A 14,528-nucleotide genomic window follows, 5' to 3' on the forward strand; every position below is an offset into this window, starting at 1 on the left:
AAAATGTCATTTAAGTCTGATTTCCGCAACACTGCATCCCTGTGGTACCATTGGAAAGACATTGTTTTCTTTTCCGACCATTACCTCAAGAAGATATGCGCCCTTATGACTTATCATTGTGGAAACAGCTTCTTTCAGGTCTTTCCTGTCATTTATTGATTGTCCTGCAATGCCATAGCCTTTAGCCACCTGCACGAAATCGGGACTTGCAATATCCACGAATGAATACCTTTTTTCATGGAACAGCTGCTGCCACTGGCGAACCATTCCCAAAAACTGGTTATTCAGGATCAGGATCTTAACATCCACATTGCTTTGCATTATAGTTCCCAGTTCCTGTAAGGTCATCTGGAATCCTCCGTCACCGATTACCGCAACTACAGTCCTGGCAGGGTCTCCATACTTCGCACCAATTGCAGCGGGCAATGCAAATCCCATTGTTCCCAATCCGCCTGAGGTGACATTGCTTTTGGATTGCGTGAATTTTGCATAGCGGCAGGCCACCATCTGGTGCTGACCCACGTCAGTAACAATGATCGCATCACCGTTAGTCAGCTCATTCACAGTTTTGATCACTTCGCCCATGGTCAGGATATCAGAAGTTGGATTAAGTTCCGGTTCTATGCATGTAATCTTTTCTTCGTTCTCGTAGTCGCGGAACCGCTGCAACCATTGCGGATAACATTTCTGTTCGATCAGTTCTGTCAGAAGCGGGAGTGTTTCCTTGCAATCGCCCCATACCGGAACTGTGGTCTTCACATTCTTGTCGATCTCAGCGGGGTCGATATCGAGATGAATTACTTTAGCCTGTTTTGCATATTTATCCAGTCGTCCTGTAACCCTGTCATCGAAGCGCATACCCACAGCGATCAGTACATCACATTCATTGGTAAGCACATTCGGTCCGTAGTTGCCGTGCATACCCAGCATTCCTACTGCCAACGGGTGATCAGTAGGGAGCGCACTCATGCCCAAGATGGTCCAGGCTGTCGGGATCCCCGCCTTTTCGATGAACCGCTTGAATTCCATTTCAGCTTTTCCAAGAATAACACCCTGGCCAAATATTACGAAAGGCTGTTTGGCCTCATTGATGAGTTGTGCTGCCTGCTTAATATAATCCTGCCTTACTACCGGTTTCGGGCGATAACTCCTGATATGTGTACAGGCTTGGTATCCCTCATATTCGAACTGCTGCAATTGCGCGTTCTTGGTGATGTCTATGAGTACAGGGCCTGGTCTTCCGCTACGGGCAATGTAAAATGCCTTTGCCAGTACTGATGGAATTTCAGTGGCGTCCGTAACCTGGTAGTTCCACTTCGTAACGGGCGTCGTGATGTTTATCACGTCTGTTTCCTGGAACGCATCGGTTCCAAGGAGGTGCGCAAACACCTGGCCGGTGATTGCTACGACAGGAGTGGAGTCGATCATGGCATCGGCGAGGCCGGTAACAAGATTGGTCGCACCCGGACCGCTAGTAGCGAATACCACACCGGTTTCACCCGATGTGCGGGCAAATCCTTGTGCCGCATGAATGCCGCCCTGTTCGTGACGAACCAGGATGTGATCGAGCTTTTCACGGTAATCATACAGTGCATCATAAATTGGCATGATGGCACCACCGGGATACCCGAAAATTGTTTTGACACCTTCAGCGATCAGCGCTTCCAGAACAGCCTGCGAGCCGCTGATGGTGTTAGTCTTCGTCGGTAACACAGCCTTCTGCGGCTGATTTAACGTGCTTTGCATATTTATAAAGAATTCCTTTGTTAACTTTCAATGATGGTTTTTTCCACTGTGACTTTCTCTGGCTGATCACGTCTGTCGCAACTTTGAGGTTGATCCGGTTGCTCACTGCATCAATCTCGATGATATCATCATCTTCAACCAATGCTATCAGTCCTCCTTCAAAGGCTTCCGGCGTGATGTGTCCGACGACGAAGCCATGTGTGCCGCCACTAAACCTTCCATCAGTGATCAGGGCAACAGATTTTCCAAGTCCTGCACCGATGATGGCAGCGGTTGGTTTCAGCATTTCAGGCATTCCTGGCGCTCCTTTCGGTCCTACCTGGCGGATTACCACAACATCGCCTTTTTTCACCCTGCCGGTTTCAATTCCTTTGATCAGCTCCTGCTCTCCATCGAATACCCTCGCAGGTCCTTCGAATCTTTCTCCTTCTTTACCGCTGATCTTTGCTACACTTCCACCTTCTGCGAGGTTACCATACAGGATCTGCAGATGGCCCGTTGCCTTAAGCGGATTTTCAAGCGGGTAGATAATTTTCTGCGTATCGAAATCAAGGTCTTTTACAGTTTCAAGATTTTCAGCCAGCGTCATTCCTGTTACGGTAAGGCAATTACCATGCAATAAACCTTTTTTCAGCAGGTACTTCATTACTGCCGGTACACCACCGTGTTCATGCAGGTCCTGCATAAGGTATTTACCACTGGGTTTGAAATCAGCAAGTACAGGAACCTTGTCGCTGCATGCCTGTACATCATCCTGGGTCAGGGAAACACCCACACTTTTTGCCATTGCGATCAGGTGTAGTACGGCATTGGTTGATCCACCAAGCACCATGATAACTGTCAGCGCATTTTCAAATGCCTCCCTTGTCATGATGTCGCCAGGTTTAATGTCTTTCTCCATCAGCAGGCGGATCGCTTTACCGGCAGCCCTGCACTCGTCTTGTTTCTCACTGCTGAGCGCAGGATTGGAAGATGAGTAGGGCAGGCTCATACCAAGGGCTTCAATTGCAGACGCCATCGTATTCGCAGTATACATTCCACCGCAAGCGCCCGCACCCGGGCATGAATGCTGAACAATTCCTTTAAAATCAGCCTCACTCAGTTGTCCCGCAATTTTTTGTCCCAGTGCTTCAAATGCCGAAACAATATTCAGGTCCTGTCCCTTGTAATGCCCTGGTGCAATCGTACCGCCATAAACCATTATTGCCGGACGGTTGAGACGGCCCATGGCAATAATTGACCCGGGCATATTCTTATCGCAGCCTGGCACAGCAATTACAGCGTCGTAATACTGGGCGCCGCAAACAGCTTCGATCGAGTCAGCGATGATATCGCGACTCACAAGAGAATATCTCATGCCATCGGTACCGTTACTGATCCCATCACTTACACCGATGGTATTAAAGATCAGCCCGACCAGGTCTTCCTTCCACACACTTTCCTTGATCACTTTTGCAAGATCGTTCAGGTGCATGTTGCAGGTGTTGCCATCATAGCCCATGCTCACTACTCCGACCTGCGCCTTTGCCAGGTCTTCATCAGTAAGGCCGATGCCGTAAAGCATCGCCTGTGCAGCGGGCTGTGTGGGGTCCTGGGTGATCGTCCTGGAATATTTGTTCAGCATTATTCGATTCTGTATTTAAAATGGGTTATTGAATTTCAGAGTGTCGATGGTTCAGTGATTTTTTCTGTCACCAGTTCCTTGTAAGCCAATTGTATTTTGCGCGATATCGTATCATTCCATTCCTTTACCATGGGAACATCATCAAAGCTTTGCCATCCCACTACTTCTGCAGCTGTTCCACAGAAGAAGGCAGCGTCTGCCTGCTTAAGGTCTTCTGTAGTGAAAAGTTTTTCTTCCACTTCTATGCCGGATTCTCCGCAGAGCTCAAAGATTGTAGCGCGCGTGATACCGGGCAGGATATTTCCGGTAGGCGGTGTATATAGTTTCCCGTTTTTTTCAAAGAAGATATTTGCACCTGGTCCCTCAGCAACAAAGCCGTTGATATCATTCAGCAGTGCTTCATCGTAACCTTTTGCCTTTGCTTCCTGGCTAGCCAGTATCGAGTTTACATAATGTCCCGAAGCTTTAGCTTCAATCCTGAATCCCCGCGGATTTGGCCGCTGGAAGGAAGAGCCCATTACACGTAACAGCTTGTCACCCAGGAAAGGCTGCATTTCCCACACCTGGATAGTGATGTACGATTCTGTGTTCACATTGAAGCTCATGTTTGCGGGAGCATAGACCAGGGGACGGATATAGGCATCCTGCAGATTATTGCGGGACAAAGTTTCGTATGTGGCATCGATCAGTTGATTTACAGACCAGTGATAAGGCATGTTGACCAAAGCAGCCGAACGCTCCAGGCGCTCATAGTGCTCTGTTGCCTTAAAGATCCTGGTTTCCCCTGACGCTGTCCGGTAAGAACGGATCCCTTCGAACACTGAGTAACCATAGTGAAGACTCTGGCTATACAGATCCATAGTTAATTCAGCGGCTTTCAGAAAGCTGCCATTATGGTAAAGGATAGTGTTGTTATCGTAATAAGTTGCCATAACTGATATTTTTTATTCTTTGATGCGGTTGCGGAAAAAAAAACGGTCCGCCTTTTTGGAGGCGGACCGTTTGTATGTTGTTTTAATTCTGTTATATACAAGTACCACCTCCCAATGCAGGAATAATAATCACCACCACAATAATGACTGCGATAAGAGAAGGGATGGTATGTAGATTATTCAACTGCATGACACGAGGTCGTATGTTTTACGAATATAAAACCGCCGTGCCGAATAAAAAAAGAACTGATCGATTATTTTTTAAATAATCGTGGATTTTCTCAACTGGATATTTTCCGGGTGCAATTCGCTGGGGATCTTGTCCTGTACAAGATCACTGATCAACTCACCTATTGTAGAGGTGAAATAAAAATTAACAGGATCTATATCTTTTGTAACAAAACTGTTATCGAGTGTCCATTGCACAGCACTGCGCACTTTAGCTGCTTCAGTGTGTAATCCGAAATGATCAAGCAACATTGCGGCAGACAATATGGATCCCAGCGGATTGGCAATGTCTTTACCTGCTGCCTGCGGGTATGAACCATGGATAGGCTCAAACAATGCCCCGCCGTTTCCTACAGATGCTGAAGGCAGCAATCCCAGGGATCCCGTAATCACGCTTGCTTCATCGCTGAGGATATCGCCAAACATATTTTCGGTGAGGATCACATCAAACTGTTTCGGATTCACAATCAGCTGCATAGCGGCATTGTCAACAAACAGAAAATCAACCGTTACATCCGGGTATTGTGATGCCATTGCCTGCACCACTTTCCTCCATAGCCTGGAAGTTTCAAGTACATTGGCTTTGTCAACCAGCGTCAGTTTTTTCCTTCTCTTTTGCGCTGCTTTGAACGCGAGGTGCGCGATTCTTTCTATTTCTGCTGCAGAATAAGAGCATTCGTCGGAAGCTGTGGTGCCGTCATCCGACAGGTTCTTGGCACCGAAATAGATACCTCCTGTGAGTTCACGGTAAATAACGCAATCCACACCCTCCAGGTTTTTTGCCTTCAGGGGAGACAGGTGTTGCAATGTCGGAAATGTATTTACCGGACGTATGTTGGCAAACAGCTGCAGCGATTTGCGGAGCTTTAACAGGCCCTGCTCCGGGCGTACTTTGGCCGAAGGGTCATTGTCATATTTGGGATGCCCGATGGCACCAAACAATACTGCGTCACTATTAAGGCACAGTTCTATTGTTTCGTCGGGTAATGGATTGCCGGTCTTGTCAATGGCATCTGCACCCATCAGGCCGAAAGAGTAATGAAATTTATGATTATAATGTTTAGCAACAGCATCAAGCACTTTAATCGACTGTTGTGTTACTTCCGGTCCGATTCCATCACCTAATATGACTGCAATTTTCTTTTCCATGGTTGGGATTTATGCTGATAATAATTTTTCTGAAAAATGCTCACCTATGAATGCAGTACCATTTTCGAGTACCAGTTTTTTACTGATGCACTCCGGCAGTTCAGTTTCATAATGTGTTACATAAATAAGTGTTCGCTCCGGATCATCGCAAAGGCGGTCAACAAGATTTATGAAAGCAGTCCGCTGGTGATCATCGAGCCCCTGGCAGGGTTCGTCGAGAATCAGCAGGTGTGGGTTTTTAATCATAGCCCGTGCGAGTAATGCCAGGCGCTGATGACCTGTCGAAAGTAAGGAAAGCAGCCTGTGCTGAACTGCTGTGAGGCCAAACAGTTCCAGCCATTTCACTACTTCTGCGTGCTGTGACTCATTCAACTGGCGAAAAAGCCCGATCGTGTCGAACAATCCGGATGCAACCGCCTGGTAACAGGTGATACTGCTGTCAAAATACCATTGAAGTTCAGGTGATACATAACCGATATTTTTCTTGATGTCCCAGATGCTTTCGCCGGTTCCCCTTTTCCTGTCGAAGAGTAAAATGTCGTTACAGTATGCTTTTGGATTATCGCCCGTGATGAGGCTGATCAATGTTGATTTTCCGGTACCATTTGCCCCCTTGAGCCACCATCTTTCTCCGTTCCTGATGGTCCAGTTCACATTGTTCAGAAGTCTTTTGTCACCATAGCTGATCTCATTTTGATGCATCTCCACTACGATCTGAAAATGGTGGGGGAGTTGTGCGATATCGATCCGGGGACTTTCAAATTTTCTTTCGGATGTGTGAACAGGGAGTCCCGCTGTGTTTCCAAAGTATGCCTGTTTGCCACTGTCCAGCAGCAGCGCGTAATCAATAAACAGCGGGCATTCTTCCGGATCACAGATGATAATAAACCTGCATCCTGTACAGGACTTTTCTTCCATGATCTTTCGCAACAGGGCACGGCTGGCTGTATCCATACCGGTAAAAGGTTCATCTAGGATGTATACCGGTGCATTTTGCTGAAAAGCCTTGATGAGCTGGAATCTTTTATGTTCACCGCTTGACAGGTGAAGAAGGGGAGTGTCCAGCCTTTCCTGGAGACCAAATACCCTTAGCAATCTCAAAGTTTCCTCTGACAAATGTTCGAGGTCTTCACGCAGGGTTGCAGAATCGTCCGCTTCCATGCTGTTGAATCGCTGCTGGTAATAGAACTGGCTGACATGCGACCGGTTCGTAAAATGATAATGCTGATCTACCCGTAATGCGTGAACCGTAAGTCTTGAAGACAAGGCGTGGGCAAGCGACGTTTTCCCGCTTCCCGAAGAACCGCTGATGAGCAGGTGACTGCCTGCAGGCAATTCAAATGCGATACCATCCAGAATTTTTTTCCCACTGAGTTGAAGGGAAACATTATTTACTATGATGGTATCCCGGTTCATCAGGCCATGTTCTTTTCGTGTTGTTCTATTTCTTTCCTGATGCTCAGCAGGTAATCAATATCATCATAACCGTTGAGCAGGCAGGTTTTCTTATAAGGATTTATGTCGAATGTCGTGGTCAGCCCAACAGAAGGTAAACTGATAGTCTGGGCTGGAAGATCGACTTCTAGGGTTGTAGCCGGATCTTTTTCTATAGCGCTGAAAAGCTGTTGCAGGAAATCTTCGCTTACCTGTACAGGCAGCAGGAAGTTATTAAGTGAGTTGTTGCGGAAGATGTCAGCAAAAAAGCTGCTCACAACCACATCAAAACCATAATCTTTAATAGCCCATGCAGCATGTTCGCGGGATGATCCGCAGCCGAAATTCTTACCGGCTACCAGGATCTTTCCACTGAAAAGCGGATTATTGAGGATAAAATCTTTCTTCTGCTGGTTTTCGTCGTCATTCTCAAAACGCCAGTCGCGGAAAAGGTTCTTGCCGAATCCGTCACGGCTTGTTGCCTTGAGGAAGCGTGCTGGTATTATCTGGTCTGTATCTACATTCTCGATGTGAACCGGAACAGCTGTCGATGTTATGGTAGAAAGTGACTTCATTTGTCTTAGTTTTCCCTTTGCCTTTTTTACTTTTAAATGTACTCTCTTACGTCATCAACTTTGCCCGTGATGGCTGCAAGTGCAGCGGTGAGCGGGCTTGCGAGCAGTGTCCTTGCGTTTGGACCCTGGCGGCCTTCAAAGTTTCGGTTGGAAGTTGAGATGCAATATTTGCCGGCAGGAATTTTGTCTTCATTCATCCCGAGGCAGGCGGAGCAGCCTGGTTGCCGCAACTGAAAGCCTGCAGCTTCAAATACCTTGTCAATTCCTTCGGCGATCGCCTGCTGTTCAACCTGCTTGCTGCCAGGAACGATCCACACTTCAACGTCGTCAGCTTTCTTCTTCCCCTTTACAAATGCCGCAACCTGGCGAAGGTCTTCAATGCGGCTGTTGGTACAGCTTCCTATGAATACATAGTCTACTTTTTGACCACGGATAGACGCACCCGGGTGAAAGCCCATATACTGGAGCGACTTATTAAAAGACGGCCTGTCGCTGCTTTCGATCTGTTCAAGAGTGGGAATGTGGCCGGTAACGGTGATGCCCATCCCCGGATTTGTTCCATAGGTAATCATTGGCCCGATAGCCGATGCTGCAATGTTGATCTCCATATCAAACGTCGCATCCTGGTCTGAGTAAAGTTTAGACCACTCGGAAACTTTTTCGTTGAAAGCTTCACCTTGCGGCATGAACTTTCTTCCTTTCATATAGGTGAAGGTCGTTTCATCTGGAGCGATCATTCCGCCACGTGCACCCATTTCGATACTCATATTACAGATGGTCATGCGGGCTTCCATGCTTAGCGAACGAATTGCAGAACCTGCATATTCGACGAAATACCCGGTCGCACCACTTGCAGAGATCTGGGCTATGATATACAGGATAATATCTTTTGCTCCTACTCCCGGCTGCAGTTCACCTTCAACATTGATGCGCATCAGCTTTGGCTTGCTTTGCATCAGGCATTGCGTTGCCAATACCATTTCCACTTCACTGGTTCCTATCCCGAAAGCAATGGATCCAAAAGCACCATGCGTGGAAGTGTGGCTGTCACCACATACAATGGTCATTCCCGGTTGTGTGATGCCCAGCTCTGGTCCGATCACATGAACAATTCCCTGGTAAGGATGGCCTAAACCATATAGTTCGATATTGTGGTTCTTGCAGTTCTCTATCAGAGTCGCTACCTGCAATCGCGATAATTCTTCTTTAATAGGCAGGTGTTGGTTAAGCGTAGGTACATTGTGGTCCGCTGTTGCCACTACCTGGTCAGGGCGGAAAACAGGAATACCGCGCTGTTCAAGGCCTTTGAACGCCTGCGGACTTGTCACTTCATGTATAAAATGCCTGTCAATATAAAACACTGAGGGGCCGTCTTCGATCTGCTGCACCACATGTGTTTCCCAAATCTTGTCAAATAAAGTCTTACCCATTTTTCTGCTATTCGATGATCAGGTGAATATTACTATGCGGTAACGACGCTTTTGCTGTGCGCAAAGGCAATCAGCTGGAGGTCTTCATCGCAAACTTCTTTTTTGGTATCTGCCACTTCCAGGAATCGCTGGTAAAGGGCATCGATATCATTGCGGTTAAACTGGTGTCCAAGTTTCTGGAACCGGTAAGCGAGTGCGCTTCGGCCGCTTCTCGCAGTCAAAACGATCTTTGAACTATCTGCGCCCACTTCTTCCGGAGCTATAATTTCATAAGTCTGGGTATCTTTCAGGAACCCGTCCTGGTGAATACCGGATGAATGAGAAAATGCGTTGGCGCCTACGATCGCCTTGTTAGGTTGTACGGGCATACGCATGGTATCTGCCACCATCCGGCTGATCGGGTTCAGCTGGGTCGCGTTTATGTCGGTATAGAATCCAAGTGAAGCATGCTGGCGAATGATCATTACCACTTCTTCCAAAGATGTATTTCCGGCTCTTTCACCCAGTCCGTTGATGGTACACTCGATCTGGCGGGCTCCACCAATGATACCGGCGATAGAGTTGGCTGTTGCCAGGCCCAGGTCGTTATGACAATGACAGCTCAGAACTGCTTTATCGATATTCGGAACATTGTTGACAAGGTAGGCAATCTTTTCACCATATTGGTGCGGAAGGCAATATCCGGTTGTATCCGGGATATTCACTGTTGTGGCACCGGCAGCAATAACTGCTTCCACCACGCGGGCCAGGTAGTCATTGTCGGTCCGGCCTGCATCTTCTGCGTAGAACTCAACATCATCAGTAAAGTTTCTCGCCCACTTTACGCACTGAATGGCACGCTGGAGGATCTCTTCACGGGTTGAATTGAATTTAGACTTGATATGGAAGTCCGAAGTTCCGATTCCGGTGTGTATCCGCTTGCGGACAGCAGGTTTGAGGGCTTCGGCAGCCACTTCTATGTCTTTCTGGACTGCACGGCTCAATCCGCATACCGTAGTATTCTTCAATAACCTGGCAATTTCGTTAACGGCTTCAAAGTCCCCGGGTGAAGAAATAGGGAAGCCGGCTTCCAGAATGTCGACACCCAGCGCCTCTAGTTCAAGGGCCAGTTCGATCTTCTCTTTTTTATTGAGTTTACATCCGGGCACCTGTTCACCATCGCGGAGGGTTGTGTCAAATATGAAAATTTTCTTATCCATATGCATTCATGGGATTTATAAAGTAAGCAGGCCCTATATTCCCGATTGCTTGCTATGTTTGTGAAATACAGGGACCTGCGAAACCGAAAATAGCTAGCATATCATGGGCGTTCAAATCAAAATGGTTCCTGAATTACAGTGGTTAAACCCCCTTAAATTTGCTGAAATGCAGTACTGATAAGGGTTTAATGTTAAGCGAATTACGATGCCCAACAAACAGATAGACGCTTTATTCCAGTTGATCAAGACCCTTGAAAAGTCGGAAAAACGCAATTTCAAGCTGTACGTAACCCGTAATACGGGGGCTGACAACCTGAAAGTGACCGAACTATTTGATGCACTTGATAAGATGACGGAATATGATGAAGCCCTCCTGTTAAAGAAGAACCCCGGCATAAAGAAGGCTCAGCTCAGTAATTTAAAGGCCCATCTCTACCGGCTGATCCTTTCCAGCCTGCGACTTATCCGCGATGAGCATAATATTGATATTCAACTCCATGAACAAATGGGGTATGCCAGGATTCTGTACAATAAAGGCCTGTACCTCCAGAGCCTCAAGATCCTCGATAAGCTTAAGGACCAGGCACGGCAGCACAACCAGGTGACCTTTATCATGCAGGCCGTTTTTTTTGAAAAAAAGATCGAAGCCCTGCATATTACCCGGAGCAGCGAGAATCGTGCTGCATCTCTCGTAACCGAATCTGAACAGGTCACCGGCCGCCTTGAACGGATAAATGACAGTTCCAGTCTTTCCCTGCTGCTTTACGACTGGTACATCCGTCATGGTCACGCGCGTAATAAGCAGGATGAGGCTGAACTGGACAGGTTCTTTGAACAGCATATGCCTGCCGAACCTGCGCAGGGCAGGGGCTTTTATGAGACCCTTTACATCAGCCAGAGTTATTCCTGGTACGCGTTCATCCGGCAGGACTTTCTCATGTATTACCGCTATTCGCAGAAGTGGGTTGACACTTTTCACAAGTACCCGGAAATGATCAAAGTGGAAACCCTGCAGTATATAAAAGGATTGCATAACCTGCTAAGTGCTCACTTTGACCTGCGTAATGAGACAGGTTTTTCCCGGGCCCTGCAATTGTTCGAGGAATTTGAAAGGACAGATGTGGTTCAGACGAATGACAACAACAGGATCCAGGCATTCGTGTACTTACAGCTTGCCCGTATCAACCAGCATTTCCTTACCGGCACGTTTACTGAAGGACTTCAACTGGTGCCATATCTTGAAGAAAAGCTGGAAGAATACAGGTTGCAACTGGACAGGCACCGGGTACTGGTATTTTATTACAAAGTTGCCTGCCTGTATTTCGGCAGTGGCGACAATGAGAAGGCTATCGATTATCTTCAGAAAATCATTAACTGGAAAGTTGATTTGCGCACAGACCTGCAGTGCTATGCACGCCTGCTTCACCTGATTGCACACTATGAGCTCGGCAATTATGAACTCCTGGAATACCTGATCAAATCAGTATACCGTTTCATGGCCAATATGGGCAGTCTGAGTGTAGTGGAGGAAGAGATGTTCCGTTTTCTGCGGAAAGCACTCAGCCTTTCACCGTCATCCATAAAAGATGAATTCAGGAAACTCCTGGAAAAGATCAAGCCATTTGAAAATGATTCCCGCGAAACAAGGACCTTCAGCTACCTCGATGTGATCAGCTGGCTGGAAAGCAAGATTGAGAACATTCCGGTGCAGGAAGTGATCAGGCGCAAAGCCGGGGTAAATCGCAGGCGGAAGGGGGAATTGGATCAGTCGTAGGATCTTCCGTTAAGTCTCGCATACTTCAGCTCGTCGTCCTCAATCCAGAACTCGAGTTTCGGATGCATGAAGTCATCAGTTTCGTGTATCCATCTGCCACCATTCAGCGGTTTCACAAGTGAACAGAGAAATGATTTAATTTCTATTGTACGATTATTGAAAGCTTCCTGCCGGCTCTCCAGTTCAACAAGTTTTTCGTGTATGCTATAGATGTTTATCATTTCCTGGTCAGAATAAATCTTTTCAGAATTTTTCAGGATCAGGTGATGGTATTGTGCCCGGGTATTTTTGATCTCCTTGTCGAGTGACCGGACCAGTGATTCCTGTTCAAACAACTCTTTTACCAATTTCTTAAGGTCATGCATCGGGTAGGATTTTCTATGGATTGCAGGAATAACGACAGATCCGGGTGAAAATTATTCTTTGAAGTGAACTTTAATTGGATTAATTTACCCATGAGTCTTTTTATTTATATTTTCCTGGTAGCGATGTATTCAAGTGTCGCCTGCAGTGTTTTGCAACTGCGGAGTTTTCTGAAAATAAGTTGGGTGCATGCAGGTTTAGGCAGAATCTGGTAAAATCAAACAGCAACGATGATACGTAATCCGGTCGTGGTGTTTATTTTCATTCTTCTGAGCCTGGATTTGACAGCCCAGCAAACGCCGGGTTCGCCAGGCAACGACAGCTGTCAGACAAAAGACATGACTGACTGGTTCAGGCAATGGACGAACAAAAAAAAGCCGCCGAAAGAAAAAACTTCTGCAATATTTGCTGCCCCGCTTATAGGCAGCTCGCCAAGTACCGGGTTCTTAGTTGGTGCTACTTTGCAGACAGCATTCAAGTTGCCTAACTCGAACCTCTCTGCCTTCCAGGCGAATCTTCAATACACATCTAAGAACCAGTTTCTCGTCTTCCTGCGAAATACTATTTACGCGAAGAAAAACACGATACTACTTTCGGGCGACTGGCGTTTTTTCCTATATGCTGAACCCACTTACGGGCTGGGCACAAACGCACCGAAAGGTACATTACCTTATTATTTTCATTTCATGGGGGAAGGTGAGGCAACTGATTCCCTGTCGCAGCCTATGGAATTCAATTATTACAAAATTCACCAGGTCGCTTCCTTCCGGGTAGCGGATGGCTGGTTTATAGGTGCGGGGGTGCATTTTGACCTTTTCAATAATATCAAAGACCTCAAACTTGACACACCTACTGCTTATATAACCAGTCACTACGCCTACAGCAGTAAGTATGGTTTTAACCCCGAAAAATATAAACAGATAGGTGTAAGCCTGAATATAGTTTATGATACCCGTGATAATATGGTTAATGCTTATAAGGGTATGTATGCAAACCTGAATTACCGGTTTAATCCAACGTGGCTGGGTAGTGATGAATACAGCTCGGCAATCTGGTCTGAATTCCGCTATTTCAAAGGAGTATCACGTAAGTACGAAAGCATGGTACTGGCATTCTGGCTTATTGGGAATTTCAGTGTTGGGGGAGACCAGCCTTACCTGGGATTGCCGGCATTAGGATATGACCAGAGAAGCAAAACCGGCCGTGGTTATACGATCGGCCGGTTTCGTGGAGAAAATATGGTCTATGGAGAAACTGAATTCCGGTTCCCTATATCAAAATGTACAGGAACGCTGGGTGGTGTCCTCTTTGTAAATGCCGTTACTATCGACAATAAAGACGCTTACGTCCATCTTTTCGATTATGTAAAACCTGGTTTTGGAGCAGGTATACGCATTTTATTCAACAAACAAACGCGAATGAACATCCAGGTTGATTACGGAAGAGGAGACCACTCCTCCGGCATCTACTTTGGTGCGTCGGAAGTCTTCTGATGTTCCCCTATCATTTTATTCTTTCTTCAGTTTTTTCAGTGTACCATCAGGTGCGAAATAAAGTCTTCTGTGTTCGCCGGCATCATTCCTTGCCACGACTTCGTAATACTCAAGGTTCTTTGTGGCACTGGTATTCTTATAATATGTTTTTGCTACCACAGTCCAGCCTGGATGTGTCTGGCTGATGTTGCTGATGGATGCTTTAACAGGATCAGGCAGTGTGGCAGCCTGTTGTTCCAGCTTGGATTTTATCAATGTTCCGTCAGGCTTATAAAGACCATAGTAATTCATATTATCCCGGGTGAATTGTATGGTGTAATAGTCAACAGTTTCAGCCGGGTCCAGTTCGTCATCGACCGTCACATTCCAGCCTTTCGCAACCACATCCTGTGGTACTTTGTAATATTGAACGGCTTGCGCATTCGGAAACTGCTTTTCCAGTTTAGCAATCACTGCGGCAGGAAGTTCCTGTTTGCTAACCTTGTTTGTGCCCGTGATTACAACTTCATCCGGGGTCTGTGCAGACAAAGTCATATTCAGGACAACAGTGATGGCTAGCATGAGTTTTTTTTTCATATTGC

General features: G+C 46.6%; 12 protein-coding genes. 2 read left to right on the forward strand and 10 right to left on the reverse strand.

Annotation, left to right across the window (positions count from 1 at the left end; genetic code table 11):
* Nucleotides 1–6: 6 nt before the first annotated feature.
* The 8 genes from ilvB to OI18_RS05380 form a co-directional block, all read right to left on the reverse strand.
* Nucleotides 7–1,746 (reverse strand): biosynthetic-type acetolactate synthase large subunit, encoded by a 1,740-nt coding sequence (ilvB, locus tag OI18_RS05345; protein ID WP_039137820.1) that lies wholly within the window; start codon nt 1,744–1,746, stop codon nt 7–9.
* Nucleotides 1,694–3,370, reverse strand: coding sequence for a dihydroxy-acid dehydratase (gene ilvD, locus OI18_RS05350; protein WP_039137823.1), 1,677 nt, complete (start codon nt 3,368–3,370; stop codon nt 1,694–1,696). The genes ilvB and ilvD overlap by 53 nt, the downstream gene beginning before the upstream one ends.
* Before the next feature lie 35 nt (nt 3,371–3,405).
* Nucleotides 3,406–4,302: a branched-chain-amino-acid transaminase gene (gene ilvE, locus OI18_RS05355; RefSeq protein ID WP_039137825.1), complete on the reverse strand. Its 897-nt coding sequence runs from the start codon at nt 4,300–4,302 to the stop codon at nt 3,406–3,408.
* Nucleotides 4,303–4,563: 261 nt separating this feature from the next.
* A complete protein-coding gene (gene leuB, locus OI18_RS05360) occupies nt 4,564–5,679 on the reverse strand; it encodes a 3-isopropylmalate dehydrogenase (protein ID WP_039137826.1) in 1,116 nt (371 codons plus the stop codon).
* 9 nt (nt 5,680–5,688) lie between these two features.
* Nucleotides 5,689–7,095 (reverse strand): ATP-binding cassette domain-containing protein, encoded by a 1,407-nt coding sequence (locus tag OI18_RS05365; protein WP_052272887.1) that lies wholly within the window; start codon nt 7,093–7,095, stop codon nt 5,689–5,691.
* A complete protein-coding gene (gene leuD / locus OI18_RS05370; protein ID WP_039137827.1) occupies nt 7,095–7,688 on the reverse strand; it encodes a 3-isopropylmalate dehydratase small subunit in 594 nt (197 codons plus the stop codon). The genes OI18_RS05365 and leuD overlap by 1 nt, the downstream gene beginning before the upstream one ends.
* Before the next feature lie 32 nt (nt 7,689–7,720).
* Complete coding sequence (gene leuC, locus OI18_RS05375; RefSeq protein ID WP_039137828.1) at nt 7,721–9,118, reverse strand: 3-isopropylmalate dehydratase large subunit; 1,398 nt, start codon at nt 9,116–9,118, stop codon at nt 7,721–7,723.
* Between the two features lie 32 nt (nt 9,119–9,150).
* The gene (locus OI18_RS05380) at nt 9,151–10,317 is read right to left on the reverse strand and encodes a 2-isopropylmalate synthase (protein ID WP_052272888.1); all 1,167 of its coding nucleotides are present in this window, start codon (nt 10,315–10,317) and stop codon (nt 9,151–9,153) included.
* Nucleotides 10,318–10,522: 205 nt separating this feature from the next.
* On the opposite strand from OI18_RS05380, the gene OI18_RS05385 reads away from it, so the two are divergent.
* Complete coding sequence (locus tag OI18_RS05385; RefSeq protein WP_039137829.1) at nt 10,523–12,091, forward strand: hypothetical protein; 1,569 nt, start codon at nt 10,523–10,525, stop codon at nt 12,089–12,091.
* Here OI18_RS05385 and OI18_RS05390 read toward each other — a convergent pair.
* Nucleotides 12,082–12,456 (reverse strand): hypothetical protein, encoded by a 375-nt coding sequence (locus OI18_RS05390; protein WP_039137830.1) that lies wholly within the window; start codon nt 12,454–12,456, stop codon nt 12,082–12,084. The two genes, OI18_RS05385 and OI18_RS05390, sit on opposite strands and share 10 nt — an antisense overlap.
* Nucleotides 12,457–12,684: 228 nt before the next feature.
* Between OI18_RS05390 and OI18_RS05395 the strand changes: the two genes are divergently transcribed.
* Nucleotides 12,685–13,947 carry a BamA/TamA family outer membrane protein gene (locus OI18_RS05395; protein WP_039137832.1) on the forward strand — a complete coding sequence of 421 codons (1,263 nt, stop codon included), beginning with the start codon at nt 12,685–12,687 and terminating at the stop codon, nt 13,945–13,947.
* Between the two features lie 15 nt (nt 13,948–13,962).
* On the opposite strand, the gene OI18_RS05400 is transcribed toward OI18_RS05395, so the two are convergent.
* Nucleotides 13,963–14,523: a hypothetical protein gene (locus tag OI18_RS05400; protein ID WP_039137834.1), complete on the reverse strand. Its 561-nt coding sequence runs from the start codon at nt 14,521–14,523 to the stop codon at nt 13,963–13,965.
* Nucleotides 14,524–14,528: the final 5 nt, after the last annotated feature.

The sequence above is a fragment of the Flavihumibacter solisilvae genome, from assembly GCF_000814475.1.
Taxonomy (GTDB): domain Bacteria; phylum Bacteroidota; class Bacteroidia; order Chitinophagales; family Chitinophagaceae; genus Flavihumibacter; species Flavihumibacter solisilvae.